The sequence below is a fragment of the Novosphingobium sp. FG90 genome, assembly GCF_057808725.1.
This window is the reverse complement of record NZ_JBMDIO010000008.1, coordinates 56,690-69,787: the sequence shown is the minus strand read 5'-3', so window position 1 is coordinate 69,787 and position 13,098 is coordinate 56,690. Positions and strand designations below refer to the sequence as shown.

Genomic DNA, 13,098 nt, shown 5'->3' with positions numbered 1-13,098 from the left:
GTTCGGATCAGCGAAGGAGGAAGATGCGAGGGGTATCATCCTCGCGCTCCCGGGACTGGCGGCGTCGCGCCCCGCAGCATCCTCAACGCCCGGCTTTCTCGATCAGCTTCATTGCCGCAGCGGGAGCCCGCTCCTTCGCGCCGTTGATGAAGAAGACGAACGCTTCGCGGCCTTGGCCGGCCCAGTCGCTGATCCGCTTTGCCCATGTGTCGAGATCTTCGTCCGGATAGCCCTGCTCCAGTTCGCTTTGCGCGTTCTGGAGGCGGGCGTAGACGAACGGCGCGCAGTCCGTCGCATCCAGCACCGCGTACTTGGGCGAATCGGCCAGCACCACCGCTACCCCGGCCTTGCGGCACAAGTCGAAGAATGCGGGATCGTCGAAGCTCTCGTGCCGTGCCTCGATCGCATGGCGCACCGTCAGGCCTTCATGGCTGGCGGGCAGAAGGGCGAGGAAGGCGGCGATCTCGGCGGCGTCGAACTTCTTGGTGGCAGCAAACTGCCAGTTGATCGGGCCGAGTTTGTCGCCCAGTTCGACGAGGCCCTGCGCCATGAACCGCTCGACGCTCTCGCCCGCCTCGGACAAATCCTTGCGGTTGGTGCAGTACCGGCTGCCCTTGAGCGCGAAACGGAAACCCTCGGGCACCGCATCGCGCCACTTGGCGAAGCTGGCGGCGCTCTGGCCGCGATAGAAGGTGGCGTTGATCTCGGTGCCGGTCAGGTGCTCGCCCACGTAAGCCAGTTCGCGCGATTGGGTGAGGCCCTTGGGGTAGAACAGCCCGCGCCATGGCTCGTAAGTCCAGCCGCCGATTCCGATGTGGACGCTCATGATTTCTTCCGGGCGAGGCGTTTGCGGTTGGCGGTGACCTTGCGGCGGTAGTGGCGCACCGCCTTCCCGGCCGCCTTCGGGGAGGCACCGGAGGTCGCCAGCATCGTTCCCACTTCGGCGGCCGCCCTGACCTTTTCGGAGACCATCAGCGCGTTCTCGCGGTCGCTGCCCCTTCCGGTCATCATGTCGGTGGTGCGCATCCCCATGACCATCAGGCTCTCGGCCCATAGCCAGTAGCTGTCGTGAGCGAGCTTCATCCAGTCTGCCGTCGGATTGCGCATGCAGGGCCTCCTTGGAAAGCGGCAGCCTGCACCGCTGCGAACCACTGGTCAAACCCGCGTCGCCCTGCCAAGGCCTCGGCAGATCAGGAGATTGGCCGATGGCAAGCGACGACGAGGACTACGTGTACGACGAGGAGGGCGGCGAATGGCTGCCCGCCTCCGAACTGGAGGCGAAACGCGCGGCGGCCGAGACGGTCGAAGTGCGCGACGCGGTCGGCAATCCGCTGGCCGACGGCGATTCGGTGACGCTCATCAAGGATCTGGACGTCAAGGGCGCGGGCCAGACGCTAAAGCGCGGCACCGTGATCCCCTCGATCCGCCTGACCGGCGACGCGCAGGAGATCGACTGCCGCTACCCCGGCATCAAGGGACTGGTCCTGCGCGCGGAGTTCGTGCGCAAGCGGTAAGCCGTGCCCATGGGGTTTCGACAGGTCGTGCCTGACCCTTCGACAAGCTCAGGGTGAGCGGGGTTGGTGTAGAACCTCCCCACCCCCACTCAGCGGGGTTGGTACAATCCCCCAAACCCGCTCAGGCTGAGCTTGTCGAAGCCCCATCGGCAAGGCCGGGACTCAGTCGTGCTCGCGCCCGCCCGAACCCATGTAGAGTTCGCTGCCGGTTTCCCGGAACACCTTGCTCATCTCGGCCATGCCGGCCTCGGCCTCTTCGGCGGCGACGAAGGTTTCGACCGGCTGGTTCTGCTTCGCCGCGAAATCGCGCACTTCCTGGCTGATCTTCATCGAGCAGAACTTCGGCCCGCACATCGAGCAGAAATGCGCGGACTTGGCGCCCTCCGCAGGCAGCGTCTGGTCGTGGTACTGTTCCGCCGTGTCGGGATCGAGCGACAGGTTGAACTGGTCGCGCCAGCGGAACTCGAACCGCGCGCGGGACAGCGCATCGTCGCGGACCTTGGCCGCCGGGTGGCCCTTCGCCAGATCGGCGGCATGGGCGGCCAGCTTGTACGTGACAACCCCCACCTTCACGTCGTCGCGGTCGGGCAGGCCGAGGTGCTCCTTGGGCGTCACGTAGCAGAGCATCGCGGTGCCGTACCAGCCGATCATCGCGGCACCGATGCCGCTGGTGATGTGGTCGTAGCCCGGCGCGATATCGGTGACGAGCGGACCGAGGGTATAGAACGGCGCCTCGCCGCAGGCGGCCAGCTGCTTTTCCATGTTCTCCTTGACCTTGTGCATCGGCACATGGCCCGGCCCCTCGATCATGACCTGCACGTCCTGCTCCCAGGCGCGCCTGGTCAGTTCGCCCAGCGTGTAGAGTTCGGCGAACTGCGCCTCGTCGTTGGCATCCGCGATCGAGCCGGGGCGCAGGCCGTCACCCAGCGAATAGGCGACGTCGTAGGCCTTCATGATCTCGGTGATCTCGTCGAAGCGTTCGTAGAGGAACGATTCCTTGTGATGCGCCAGGCACCACTTGGCCATGATGGAGCCGCCGCGACTGACGATGCCGGTCACGCGCTTCGCCGCCAGCGGCACGAAGGGTAGCCGCACCCCGGCGTGGATGGTGAAGTAATCGACGCCCTGCTCGGCCTGTTCGATCAGGGTGTCGCGGAACACCTCCCAGGTCAGGTCCTCGGCAATGCCGCCGACTTTCTCCAGCGCCTGATAGATCGGCACGGTGCCGATCGGCACGGGCGAGTTTCGGATGATCCATTCGCGCGTGTCGTGGATGTTGCGCCCGGTCGAAAGGTCCATGACGGTGTCGGCGCCCCAGCGGATCGACCAGACCATCTTGTCGACCTCGTTCGCCACGTCCGACGCGACGGCAGAGTTGCCGATGTTGGCGTTGATCTTGACCAGGAAATTGCGCCCGATCGCCATCGGCTCGCTCTCAGGGTGATTGATGTTGGAGGGGATGATGGCGCGGCCGCGCGCCACTTCCTCGCGCACGAATTCGGGCGTCACGTAGTCCGGGATCGATGCGCCCCAGTCCTGCCCGTCGCGTGCATATTCCCTGAGCATCGCGCGGCCGAGGTTCTCGCGCTCGGCCACATATTCCATCTCCGGCGTGATGATCCCGCGCCGGGCGTAGTGCATCTGGCTGACGTTCATGCCCGCCTTCGCGCGCAAGGGCCGCCTGACGACATTGGGAAAGGCCGGGACGCCCGCCGAACGGTCAGGCCCCTTGAGGCCGTTGTCCTCGGGCTTCACCTCACGCGCGGCGTAGTCCTCCACATCGCCGCGCGCGACGATCCATTCGCGGCGCCTGGGCGCAAGGCCCGCCGAGATGTCGATCGTGACATCGGGATCGGTGTAGGGGCCGGAAGTGTCATAGACCCGCACCGGAGCCTCGCCGCTGCCGGGTTCGAGGTGGATTTCGCGCATTGCCACGCCCAGCGGGCCGACGTGGATCTTCCTCGATCCACGGATGGGGCCGGTGGTCACGCCGATTTCGAGCTTGGAATTGATGTCTGCCATGGATTGCCTCTCTTCTTTCCATGGGACGAAAAAAGAGACGCATTGCGGGCGTTGAAACATGCTCAAACCCGACGCTCCACTTCCTCCGCCCGTACTAACGGGTTCAGGTTCGACGGGTCTTGTGGAGCATACCCACAACTCTCAGCCACTTGCTGGCTCCCCGGGGACGGCGCCACGATAGACGGGCGTATCGGCTGGGTCTAGAGGCTTGGCGCTATGCCGATGCTCTATCGCCTCGACGCGCCCGCGCCGCATGTCGCGCGCTCCTTCGGGGCCGAATCCGGCAACGATCCGTGGAACGGCGGCCACGTCGCGCCCGGGCAGTTCGCACCGGTCATCACCGCGGGGCGAGAAGCCATCGCCGGACCGAGGCCGCAATATCGCACCCCGCGCCGGATGATCCCGCGCCTCTGGGGCGTGCCGCCGCCGCCTTCGGTCCACGAGCAGCGCGGCATCCTGACGGTGCGCAATCTGGAAAGTCCGTTCTGGATCGGCAACTTGCGCAACAGCGAGTTCCGCTGCCTGATCCCCGCCACCGCTTTCATGGAATGGGGCCGCCCCTCGCCCACGGACGGCAAGCGCCGCCAGTGCTGGTTTGCGTGCTCGGACCAGCCGGTCTTCGCCATGGCGGCAGTTTGGAAGGACAGCGAAATCCCCTCCTTCGCGCTGCTCTCATGCGGGGCGAACGCAGCGCTGAAAGCCGAGGGGCGTGATACGATGCCGGTGATCCTCCCGCCCGACCCGGCCGTGCAGGACCTGTGGCTGCGCGGCGGCTGGGACAGGGCGAAAGCACTGGTCGCACCCTACTCGTCGTCGCTGCTGGACATGCGCGCAGCCGGCTGAGGGGCCGGTATCCGAGACGCGGTCAGTCGCGCACGCCCCGCTTGTCGCCCTCCGTCATACGATCAAGTTTCTCGATCGCAGTTAGGGAGAGCGATATGATCGAAAAAAAAGATGCATCAGGACTGGACCGCCGAAGTGCATTGGTGCTGAGCGCAGCCGCCATCGCAGCGGCCTCGCTTCCGGCATTCCCGGCGACGGCGGCAACGTCCAGGAAACGCCTGCTCGATCCCGCCAATGCCGCCGACGCCTCGTTGATCTATCGGAAACTGCGCTATCGCAATGACGACGGTCTCGTCTTCTCGTGGATCAAAGGCCCTTACATGGCTGCGATCGCGGGCGATCTGATCCCGGTCTATGCCATCAACCTCGGCTCGATCCAGCGCATCACCCACAGTGCGGACGGCAGTTTCGAACTGATCGACCTGGAAATCAGCTTCCGCGTCGACGTGAACACCGGCCTGCGCCTGACCGACCTGCGCAACCCCGTGACGGGAGAAACCGTGAAAGTCGGCGGTCGCGGCCCCATCCCCACCCGCGTGCGTGTCTCTGCGACGAACGAGATCGACATTCCCGACATCCCGGGTGCGCCCCGCTTCGAGCATGTCCATCATCCCGCCCCTCCTTTCGCCCTGCGCGATGGCGAGATCGCGGTCAGGGACCGATCCCACGCCCGCGTGACGGCTCCCGACGGCTCGGTGTCCTACCTGAACGAGGTCAGCACGCTGTCCGCACCCAGCCCCCTCGTGCTCGACCCGGCGGTGAGCAACGTGGAGACACGGGTGCAGTCCAACGACGTGCGCAGCTGGCCGGAATGGCTGAAAATGGGTGACCGCCCCGGCACGCTCAACCTGTTCGGCAACGGCGGCAAGGTGAAGCGCTTCGAAGACCTGCCTGCCGACTGGCACGCGATGCTCAGGACGTATTATCCGCAGATTGCGCAGGATCCGGTCGCTGCGCTGGACAAGGCAGGGTAAGACTTGCCGCGAGGCGGGGCGGTGACCATCTGCGAGGAATGGCCCCTCCCGCTCTCGACACCCTGCTCGGCGAGATTCGCGCCTGCCGCCTGTGCGAGGACGCGCTGGGCTTCGAGCCCCGCCCCTTCGTCGCCGCGAACGCCTCCGCGCGCCTGCTCATCATCGGTCAGGCGCCGGGGAGCAAGGTCCATGCAAGCGGCATCGGCTGGGACGACGACAGCGGCGACCGGCTACGCGGTTGGCTGGGGCTCGACAAGGCGGCCTTCTACGACACTGCCAGAGTCGCGCAGATGCCGTCGGGCTTCTGCTATCCGGGCAAGGCGAGCGGCGGCGACAAGCCGCCCCGCCCGGAGTGCGCCCCGCGCTGGCACGCCCCCCTGCTTGCCGAATTGCCCGAGCGGCGCCTGACCCTGCTGGTGGGGCAATACGCCCAGAAACGCTATCTCCCGCGCGGCTTCGCACCAAACCTCACCGAGACGGTGCGGCAGTGGCGCGATGCGCCGGATGGCCTGTTCCCCCTGCCCCATCCGGCCTGGCGCAGCCGGCTGTGGATGGCGAAGCACCCGTGGTTCGAGGCGGACGTGCTGCCTGACCTGCGCCGCCGTGTGGCGGAAGCGGTCGCAGGCGACCCGCGTCAGAACGTATAGGCGACGCCGGCGCCGAAGACCCACTGGTCCGCGCTACCCCGCAACGAAGTGAAAGGCGTGTCCTTGCCGTCGTTCAACATGCGCGAATAGTTCGCCACGCCGAAGACCGAGAGGCCGCCGTCGCGCACGTCGCCCGACAGGTCGTAGGCCATCAGCAGCGAGGTGTTGACGCTGTCCCAGCCCCCCTTGGCGTTGTAGAGTGGAAGCCCGCTCGCCGTGCTCTGCGCAGGGTTGACCGAATAGTAATAGCGCGCGAAGTCGTCATCGACATGGCGCGCGCTCACCGCGACCACGGTGACCAGCGCGGGGCTGAGCGGTGTCGCGTAGCTGATCGCGGGCGACCACGTCATGCCCTTGTGCGCGCCGTTCACGTCCCACTTCACGTCGGTCGACAGCGTGAGCGAATCGTATGCGTTGAGCAGCCTGTACTTGGTCACGCCCGCCGTCGCGCCGACCTCGATGGCGGGGTCCAGCTTGCCTGCGGCACGCACTACCGGGTCCTTGATGCGACGGTTGCGGTTGAACGAGACCGTCGCCACCGGGCCGAGCGAGAAGCCGATCCCCGAATCCTTGTCGTCGGGAATGAAGTCCAGCGCCACGCCGGCGACGCGCGGGTTGATGTCCACGCCCTTGAAGTGGCCGCGCACCAGAGGCACCGGAGAAACCACGGAATCGTCCGAACCGCGATAGCTGGGAACGTAGACGGCACCGACACCGACGGTCAGGTAATCGCCGTCGAGGACGTTATCGACCGGCTCCTCCTGCGCGAGGGCCGGCACCGAAACGAGCGCGGCCGCGGCCGCAGAAAGCTGGAAAATGATGCGTGAACGCATGGTCGTCCCCTGAAGATGTTGAAGGACAAACGCTTTTATTGTCGGACAGTTGCCATGCGCGGCTTTCAGGCCGACGCCTGCCAGTCACGCACCGCCTCGATCGGGTGCACCAGCATCAGTACGTTGAGGGTCAGATTGTCCCGGATCATGAACAGCGTAAACGCCTCAAACACGAGGGCCAGAGCCACGCTCGCAAGGGTTGGAAGGCGCGCGGCGACGAGGAACCCCAATGCCATCCACCCCACGTCGCTCAGTGAATTGAGAACGCTGTCGCCGCTGTAACCGTAGCTGATCGTGACCGCCCGGTAGCGTTCGATGATCAGCGGAGAATTCTCCAGCAGTTCCCAGCCGCCCTCGAACGCCACCGCCAGCGGCAAGGCCCAGCGCGGGGACAGGACGCGGCCCAGCGCAGTCCAGCGCCAGAGCAGGTGCGCGATGAAATAGAAGATCAGCCCGTGTATGACATGGCTGAAGCTGTACCAGTCGGCGATCTGCTGGCTGTTCTGGTCGGACTGGACCTCGCCCGCCCAGAATCGCACGACGCCGCAAGGGCAGATGCCCGGGCGACCCATGGCAAGCTCGACCACCAGCAGCGCAAGGCCAAGGCCAAGCGCCAGCCACACCGCCGGACGATGCGGCAGCAGAGGCAAGCGTCCTGCGGGGTTCAGGATACGGCAGCGCCTTCAGGCAGCGTCTCGTTCCCGTCACCGAGGCGGCGCTGCATGAGGAACACGTCGATCCACTGACCGTGCTTCCAGCCCGCCGCCGTCAGTGTACCGACCGGCAGGAACCCAGCACGCGCGTGGAGCACGACGGAGGCCGGTTCCGAAGCGGCGATGACGGCGAAAGCCTGCCGAAAACCGCGCTTTTCGCACTCGGTCAGCAGCGCCTGGAGCAGCGCGCTGCCTATCCCCCGGTTCAGGCTGCCCTTCCCCACGTAGATCGTCGTCTCGACGCTATAGCGATAGCCCACGCGCGGACCGTAGCGCTGCGCGAAGCCGAAGCCGAGCACGCGGTCGTCATCGTCGCGCATGACGAGGAAGGGATAGCCGCCCTTTATCAGCTCGCGCATCCGCCGCTCCGATTCCACCACGTCGGGTGGCTCGGTCTCGAACGTCGCGGTGCTTTCCAGCACGTAGTGCGCGTAAATCTCGGCTATTGCGGCCGCATCCCCCGACGCGGCGTCGCAAACGGTCAGTTGCCCTGTCATCGTCACGAACATGCAGTAAAGCGAGGGTTCTGCCAAGTTGCAGCAATCGTTCGCAGTGCCTAAACAACGCCGCGATGCAGCAAAAATCGGCCGATCCGGCGTTCTGTGACCTCGCGATACTCGGCGGCGGCCTTGCCGGAGGGCTGATCGCGCTTGCCTTCGCGGCGCGGCGACCGGACCTGCGCGTGGCAATATTCGAGCGCGGCCAGCGACTTGGCGGCGACCACGTCTGGTCCTTCTTCGCCAGCGACCTGCCCGAAGGCGGCGAGGCCCTGCTGAACCCCATCGTCGTTGCCCTTTGGGACGATTACGAGGTGCGTTTTCCCGGCACTCAGCGGCACCTAAGGACACCCTACCGGAGCGCAACCGGCACCAAACTCGACGAAGCAGTGCGCGCAGCCCTCCCAGCCGACGCCGTACTCACCGGCGTAGAGATCGAGCACGCCGACGCCGCCAGCGTCACCCTTGCCGACGGTCGCCGCTTCACCGCCGGGGCAGTGATCGACGCAAGGGGCAGCCATGGCCTGCCGCACATGGCAGGCGGCTGGCAGAAGTTCGTCGGCCAGTCGCTGCGCCTCGCCGCGCCGCATGGGCTGGCGCGCCCGGTGGTGATGGACGCCACCGTCGAGCAGATCGACGGCTACCGCTTCGTCTACTGCCTGCCCTTCTCCGACACCGAGGTCTTCGTCGAGGATACCTACTATTCCGACACCCTCGACCTCGCCCTTCCGGCCCTGCGCACCCGCATCGCCGACTATGCCCGCGCGCAAGGCTGGCAGGTCGAGAGCGTCGCCTACGAGGAAACCGGGGTCCTGCCCGTGATCGCCGAGGGCGATTTCGAGGCGTTCTGGCGCGCCGGAAGCCCCCTGCCGCGCGCCGGAACCCGCGCCGCCTTGTGCCATCCGCTGACGTCCTACTCGATTCCCGATGCTGCAAGATTCGCGCTTTACCTGACCAGCCTCGACAATCTCTCCGGGTCCGCCCTATTGAGGACCAGTCATGACAGGGCCGCACAGCACTGGCGCCACGGGCGCTTCTATCGAATGTTGAGCAAGATGCTCTTCGGCGCCGCACACGGCCCGGATCGCTGGCGCATGCTGGCGCGCTTCTACACGCTGCCCGAGGGGCTGATCGAACGCTTCTACGCAGGCCGCTCGACCCCGCTCGACATGGCGCGCGTGCTGGCCGGAAAGCCGCCGGTGCCGGTGGGCGCGGCGCTCGCCAGCCTGACCGGACGCGGGCGTCCGCTGGCTGATCTGGGAGCCGTATCGTGAAGAAGGCCTGCGTCATCGGCGCCGGGTTCGGCGGCCTTGCCCTCGCCATCCGGCTCCAGAGCAGCGGCATCGCCACCACCCTCATCGAAGCGCGCGACAAGGTGGGCGGCCGCGCCTACTCCTGGCAGCGCGAGGGCTTCACTTTCGATGCCGGCCCCACCGTCGTCACCGATCCCGAATGCCTGCGCGAGTTGTGGAAGTTCTCCGGCCACGACATCGCCGACGACGTGACGCTGATGCCGGTCATGCCGTTCTACCGCCTCAACTGGACCGACGGCGTCACTTTCGACTACTCGAACGATGAAGGTTCCCTGCGCCGCGAGATCGCCCGCGTCGCCCCCGGCGACCTTGCCGGGTACGAGGAATTCGAACGCTACGCCGCCGGGGTCTGGCAGGAAGGCTACGTCAAGCTGGGGCACGAGGCGTTCCTCGACTTCTCCAGCATGATCAAGGCCGCGCCCGCGATGATGCGCTATCAGGCGTGGCGCTCGGTCTATTCGATGGTCTCGCATTACGTGAAGGACGAGCATCTGCGCCAGGCGCTCTCGTTCCACACCCTGCTGGTCGGCGGCAACCCGATGAGCACCAGCGCGATCTACGCCCTGATCCACAAGCTGGAAAAGGACGGCGGCGTGTGGTGGACCAAGGGCGGCACCAACAAGCTGGCGCAGGGTATGGCGAACCTGTTCGAGCGCCTCGGCGGCACGCTGCGCATCGGCGACAAGGTCCGGCAGGTCCACACCATCGGCGATCAGGTCACCGAAGTGGAATGCGAGAGCGGCTGGCGCGAACGCTTCGACGCGGTCGCCTCCAACGGCGACCTCATGCATACCTACGCCAGCCTCCTCGGCGACACGGTGCGCGGCAAGGAGATGGCCAGGAGCCTCACCAAGAAGAGCTTCTCGCCAAGCCTGTTCGTCGTGCACTTCGGGCTGGAAGGCACCTGGCCCGGCATCCCGCACCACACCATCCTGTTCGGCCCGCGCTACAAGGGCCTGCTCGACGACATCTTCGAGCATGGCGTGCTGCCGCGCGATTTCTCGATCTATCTCCATCACCCGACCGTCACCGATCCCTCGATGGCGCCGCCGGGCAAGAGCACCTTCTACGCGCTCGTCCCCGTCGCCCACATGGGCAAGCTGCCGATCGACTGGGCGGAAGTCGGCCCGGTGCTGGAACAGCGCGTGATCCGCGAAGTCGGCCGCCGCCTGATCCCCGACATCGAGGACCGCATCGTCACCCGCTTCCATTACGCCCCGCCCGATTTCGAGGCGGACCTCGGCGCATGGAAGGGCAACGCTTTCAGCCTCTCGCCGATCCTGACGCAGAGCGCCTTCTTCCGCGGCCACAACCGCGACGACAAGCTGAAGAACCTCTACCTCGTCGGCGCGGGCACGCATCCGGGCGCAGGGATTCCCGGCGTCGTCGGCAGCGCCAAGGCCACCGCCAAGCTGATGCTGGAAGACCTCAAGTGAGCCGGGAAGTCCACGCCCTCAACGCCGCATGGGGCTGGACCGGCGTGCAGTTCGCCGAAATGGTCGCGCACAGCCTGATGGGCCACATGCTCGTCACCGACAGCGCGGGCGCATTCCATTACGTCGATCCCGATCTTGGCGAAGTCACCCCGCTCGGCACCGAGGCCGAAGCCAGGGCGTACATGGCGCGCGACGAGACGAAGGCGATCTGGCGCGCCGACGCCCTTGTCGATGCGGCGGCAAAGCGGCTAGGGCCTCCGGCATTGGGCGAGGTCTACAGCCTCACCCCGCAGGCGCTCGTCGCCGGGGACTATGCCCACGAAAATCTGGTGCGGATCGATTTCGTCCGCCTCGTCCAAATCACGGGTGACCTCGCCCGGCAGACGCGCGATCTTCCGGAGGGCGCGCTGGTTAATATCAAGGTAGTTGACTGACATGAAGCGTCTCGCCGTCTATTGCGGCTCCGCCACTCCCGCCGATCCCCGCTACGTCCAGCTTGCCGCGGACGTCGGCACCGCGCTTGCCACGCAGGGCATCGGCGTCGTCTACGGCGGCGGTCGCCTCGGCCTCATGGGCGCCGTCGCCGGTGCCGCGTTGGCGGCGGGCGGCGAGTGCATCGGCGTCATCCCCGAAGCGCTCACCGGCAAGGACGGCAAGGGCGGCGAAGTCGCCAACTACGATTGCGAACTGACGATCGTGAAGACCATGCACGAGCGCAAGGCCAAGTTCACCGAGCTGTCCGACGGCTTCCTCGTCCTGCCCGGCGGCGTCGGCACCATGGACGAGTTGTGGGAGGCGGTCAGCTGGGCGCAGCTGGGCTATCACAACAAGCCGGTCGGCGTGCTCAACAGCTTCGGCTTCTACGACGGGCTGCTGGCCTTCAACCGCCACATGGCCGAAGTCGGCTTCGTGCGCCCCGCGCACCAGGGCATCCTGCTGGCCGATACCGAACTCGCGCCGCTGCTCGACCGGATGCACGCGCACCAGCCGATCGTGCCGATCGTGAACATGGACCCGAACACGCTGTGACCCTTCGACAAGCTCAGGGTGAGCGGGCGTTGAGCAAGAACCGTTTCGGAACTGCCCCCTCCGCTCATGCTGAGCTTGTCGAAGCATGAACCGCGCCGCCCTCGTCGCCGAGGCGCGCGAGTCCATCCGCCTCGGGTCGAAGAGCTTCGCCGCCGCCAGCCGCCTGTTCGACCGCGAGACGCGCGAGCGGGTCTGGCTGCTCTACGCCTGGTGCCGCGCCTGCGACGACATCGCCGACGAGCAGGATCATGGCGGCATGTCGATCCCCGGCAAGCTCGACCCCGAATCGCGCCTCGCGACGATCCGCACCCTCACCGAACTGGCGATGGCCGGGGAGGCGACCGGCTCGCCCGCGTTCGACGCACTGGGGCAGCTGATGCGCGAAACGCCGATCACCCCCGCCATGGTCGAGGACGTGCTCGCCGGTTTCGCGCTCGACGCCGCCGAATGGCGCCCGCGCTCCGAGACCGACATGCTGCGCTACTGCTACCACGTGGCGGGCGCGGTGGGGGTGATGATGGCCGCCGTCATGGGCGTGTCCGCCGACGACGAGGACACGCTCGACCGCGCCTGCGACCTCGGCATCGCCTTCCAACTCGCCAACATCGTGCGCGACGTGTGGGAGGACGACGCCAACGGCCGCTGCTACCTGCCGGTCGAGTGGCTGGTGGAGGCCGACATCCCCCCCGGCGAGATCACCAAGCCGCACTATCGCCACGCCCTCGTGCCGCAAGTCGCGCGCGCCTGCGCGATGGCGCGCGACTACGAGGCCTCGGCCCGCGTCGGCGCGGCAAGGCTGGCGTTCCGGCAGCGCTGGGCCGTGCTCTCGGCGGCAGGCATCTACGGCGGCATCGCGCGGGAGGTGGAACGCCTCGGCGCCCACGCATGGGACCACCGCGCGCGGGTGAGCATGCCGCAAAAGCTGCGCTTGATCGCGAGCGCTTTCTTCGAGGCCCGGCGCGTGCCCGTGCCCGCTGCCGTGCCGAAGCCGTCGCGCCGCGAACTGGCGGCGCGGCGGTCGAACTGATTCAAGCGCAACCTCACCCCAACTACATCGTCACCCTGAACTTGTTTCAGGGTCCATCAGGCCGAGAGCCCTGTGGCATGATCCGCAAACCGAGGGCGCCGTTGGCAACACAACGCTCCGGCACCAACCGCCCCATGGACCCTGAAACAAGTTCAGGGTGACGGAGTGGATAAGGCAATCCCGCCTCACCACACCCTAAGCAATAGACCGGAAACAAATCCCCAGCGCCCGGCGTTACTCCCGCACACAA

Annotated in this window: 15 protein-coding genes and 1 riboswitch; of the genes, 9 read left to right on the top strand and 6 right to left on the bottom strand. The window is 66.7% G+C overall.

Features of this window, described 5'->3' with window-relative positions; all coding sequences use genetic code 11:
• Positions 1–82: 82 nt before the first annotated feature.
• Together ACODRZ_RS09710 and ACODRZ_RS09705 are read right to left on the bottom strand one after the other, a co-directional pair.
• A complete protein-coding gene (locus ACODRZ_RS09710; RefSeq protein ID WP_488968861.1) occupies positions 83–826 on the bottom strand; it encodes a DUF72 domain-containing protein in 744 nt (247 codons plus the stop codon).
• Positions 823–1,107, bottom strand: a complete 285-nt coding sequence (locus ACODRZ_RS09705; RefSeq protein ID WP_488968860.1) for a hypothetical protein — start codon at positions 1,105–1,107, stop codon at positions 823–825. The genes ACODRZ_RS09710 and ACODRZ_RS09705 overlap by 4 nt, the downstream gene beginning before the upstream one ends.
• A gap of 98 nt (positions 1,108–1,205) precedes the next feature.
• Here ACODRZ_RS09705 and ACODRZ_RS09700 point away from each other — a divergent pair, with 98 nt between their 5' ends.
• Complete coding sequence (locus ACODRZ_RS09700; protein WP_488968859.1) at positions 1,206–1,514, top strand: alkylphosphonate utilization protein; 309 nt, start codon at positions 1,206–1,208, stop codon at positions 1,512–1,514.
• A gap of 162 nt (positions 1,515–1,676) precedes the next feature.
• On the opposite strand, the gene thiC is transcribed toward ACODRZ_RS09700, so the two are convergent.
• Entirely contained in the window at positions 1,677–3,536 is a 1,860-nt protein-coding gene (gene thiC / locus ACODRZ_RS09695) for a phosphomethylpyrimidine synthase ThiC (RefSeq protein WP_488968858.1), read from the bottom strand.
• Positions 3,537–3,598: 62 nt separating this feature from the next.
• Positions 3,599–3,709: riboswitch (TPP riboswitch) on the bottom strand.
• Positions 3,710–3,752: 43 nt separating this feature from the next.
• Between thiC and ACODRZ_RS09690 the strand changes: the two genes are divergently transcribed.
• The 3 genes from ACODRZ_RS09690 (at position 3,753) to ACODRZ_RS09680 (ending at position 6,000) form a co-directional block, all read left to right on the top strand.
• Positions 3,753–4,379 (top strand): SOS response-associated peptidase family protein, encoded by a 627-nt coding sequence (locus tag ACODRZ_RS09690; protein ID WP_488968857.1) that lies wholly within the window; start codon positions 3,753–3,755, stop codon positions 4,377–4,379.
• Between the two features lie 95 nt (positions 4,380–4,474).
• The gene (locus ACODRZ_RS09685; RefSeq protein ID WP_488968856.1) at positions 4,475–5,353 is read left to right on the top strand and encodes a DUF1838 family protein; all 879 of its coding nucleotides are present in this window, start codon (positions 4,475–4,477) and stop codon (positions 5,351–5,353) included.
• A 38-nt stretch (positions 5,354–5,391) separates the two neighbouring features.
• Positions 5,392–6,000: a uracil-DNA glycosylase family protein gene (locus ACODRZ_RS09680; RefSeq protein WP_488968855.1), complete on the top strand. Its 609-nt coding sequence runs from the start codon at positions 5,392–5,394 to the stop codon at positions 5,998–6,000.
• Here ACODRZ_RS09680 and ACODRZ_RS09675 read toward each other — a convergent pair.
• The 3 genes from ACODRZ_RS09675 to ACODRZ_RS09665 form a co-directional block, all read right to left on the bottom strand.
• Positions 5,988–6,833 (bottom strand): MipA/OmpV family protein, encoded by an 846-nt coding sequence (locus ACODRZ_RS09675; protein WP_488968854.1) that lies wholly within the window; start codon positions 6,831–6,833, stop codon positions 5,988–5,990. The two genes, ACODRZ_RS09680 and ACODRZ_RS09675, sit on opposite strands and share 13 nt — an antisense overlap.
• Before the next feature lie 65 nt (positions 6,834–6,898).
• The gene (locus ACODRZ_RS09670) at positions 6,899–7,483 is read right to left on the bottom strand and encodes a DUF2585 domain-containing protein (RefSeq protein WP_488968853.1); all 585 of its coding nucleotides are present in this window, start codon (positions 7,481–7,483) and stop codon (positions 6,899–6,901) included.
• Positions 7,484–7,497: 14 nt separating this feature from the next.
• Positions 7,498–8,079, bottom strand: a complete 582-nt coding sequence (locus tag ACODRZ_RS09665) for a GNAT family N-acetyltransferase (protein ID WP_488968852.1) — start codon at positions 8,077–8,079, stop codon at positions 7,498–7,500.
• Positions 8,080–8,117: 38 nt separating this feature from the next.
• Here ACODRZ_RS09665 and crtY point away from each other — a divergent pair, with 38 nt between their 5' ends.
• The 5 genes from crtY (at position 8,118) to ACODRZ_RS09640 (ending at position 12,848) form a co-directional block, all read left to right on the top strand.
• Positions 8,118–9,317, top strand: a complete 1,200-nt coding sequence (gene crtY, locus ACODRZ_RS09660; RefSeq protein ID WP_488968851.1) for a lycopene beta-cyclase CrtY — start codon at positions 8,118–8,120, stop codon at positions 9,315–9,317.
• On the top strand, positions 9,314–10,792 hold the full coding sequence (locus ACODRZ_RS09655) for a phytoene desaturase (protein WP_488968850.1): 1,479 nt from the start codon (positions 9,314–9,316) through the stop codon (positions 10,790–10,792). Before crtY ends, ACODRZ_RS09655 begins: the two co-directional genes overlap by 4 nt.
• Complete coding sequence (locus tag ACODRZ_RS09650) at positions 10,789–11,226, top strand: hypothetical protein (protein WP_488968849.1); 438 nt, start codon at positions 10,789–10,791, stop codon at positions 11,224–11,226. The genes ACODRZ_RS09655 and ACODRZ_RS09650 overlap by 4 nt, the downstream gene beginning before the upstream one ends.
• A 1-nt stretch (position 11,227) precedes the next feature.
• Positions 11,228–11,821, top strand: a complete 594-nt coding sequence (locus tag ACODRZ_RS09645; protein ID WP_488968848.1) for an LOG family protein — start codon at positions 11,228–11,230, stop codon at positions 11,819–11,821.
• Between the two features lie 85 nt (positions 11,822–11,906).
• Positions 11,907–12,848 (top strand): phytoene/squalene synthase family protein, encoded by a 942-nt coding sequence (locus ACODRZ_RS09640; protein WP_488968847.1) that lies wholly within the window; start codon positions 11,907–11,909, stop codon positions 12,846–12,848.
• Positions 12,849–13,098: the final 250 nt, after the last annotated feature.

Bases quoted from the DNA above. Each gene is read 5' to 3' on its own strand.
- ACODRZ_RS09710 (WP_488968861.1), bottom strand. From the start codon at position 826: ATGAGCGTCCACATCGGAATCGGCGGCTGGACTTACGAGCCATGGCGC.
- ACODRZ_RS09705 (WP_488968860.1), bottom strand. From the start codon at position 1,107: ATGCGCAATCCGACGGCAGACTGGATGAAGCTCGCTCACGACAGCTAC.
- ACODRZ_RS09700 (WP_488968859.1), top strand. From the start codon at position 1,206: ATGGCAAGCGACGACGAGGACTACGTGTACGACGAGGAGGGCGGCGAA.
- thiC (WP_488968858.1), bottom strand. From the start codon at position 3,536: ATGGCAGACATCAATTCCAAGCTCGAAATCGGCGTGACCACCGGCCCC.
- ACODRZ_RS09690 (WP_488968857.1), top strand. From the start codon at position 3,753: ATGCCGATGCTCTATCGCCTCGACGCGCCCGCGCCGCATGTCGCGCGC.
- ACODRZ_RS09685 (WP_488968856.1), top strand. From the start codon at position 4,475: ATGATCGAAAAAAAAGATGCATCAGGACTGGACCGCCGAAGTGCATTG.
- ACODRZ_RS09680 (WP_488968855.1), top strand. From the start codon at position 5,392: ATGGCCCCTCCCGCTCTCGACACCCTGCTCGGCGAGATTCGCGCCTGC.
- ACODRZ_RS09675 (WP_488968854.1), bottom strand. From the start codon at position 6,833: ATGCGTTCACGCATCATTTTCCAGCTTTCTGCGGCCGCGGCCGCGCTC.
- crtY (WP_488968851.1), top strand. From the start codon at position 8,118: ATGCAGCAAAAATCGGCCGATCCGGCGTTCTGTGACCTCGCGATACTC.
- ACODRZ_RS09645 (WP_488968848.1), top strand. From the start codon at position 11,228: ATGAAGCGTCTCGCCGTCTATTGCGGCTCCGCCACTCCCGCCGATCCC.
- ACODRZ_RS09640 (WP_488968847.1), top strand. From the start codon at position 11,907: ATGAACCGCGCCGCCCTCGTCGCCGAGGCGCGCGAGTCCATCCGCCTC.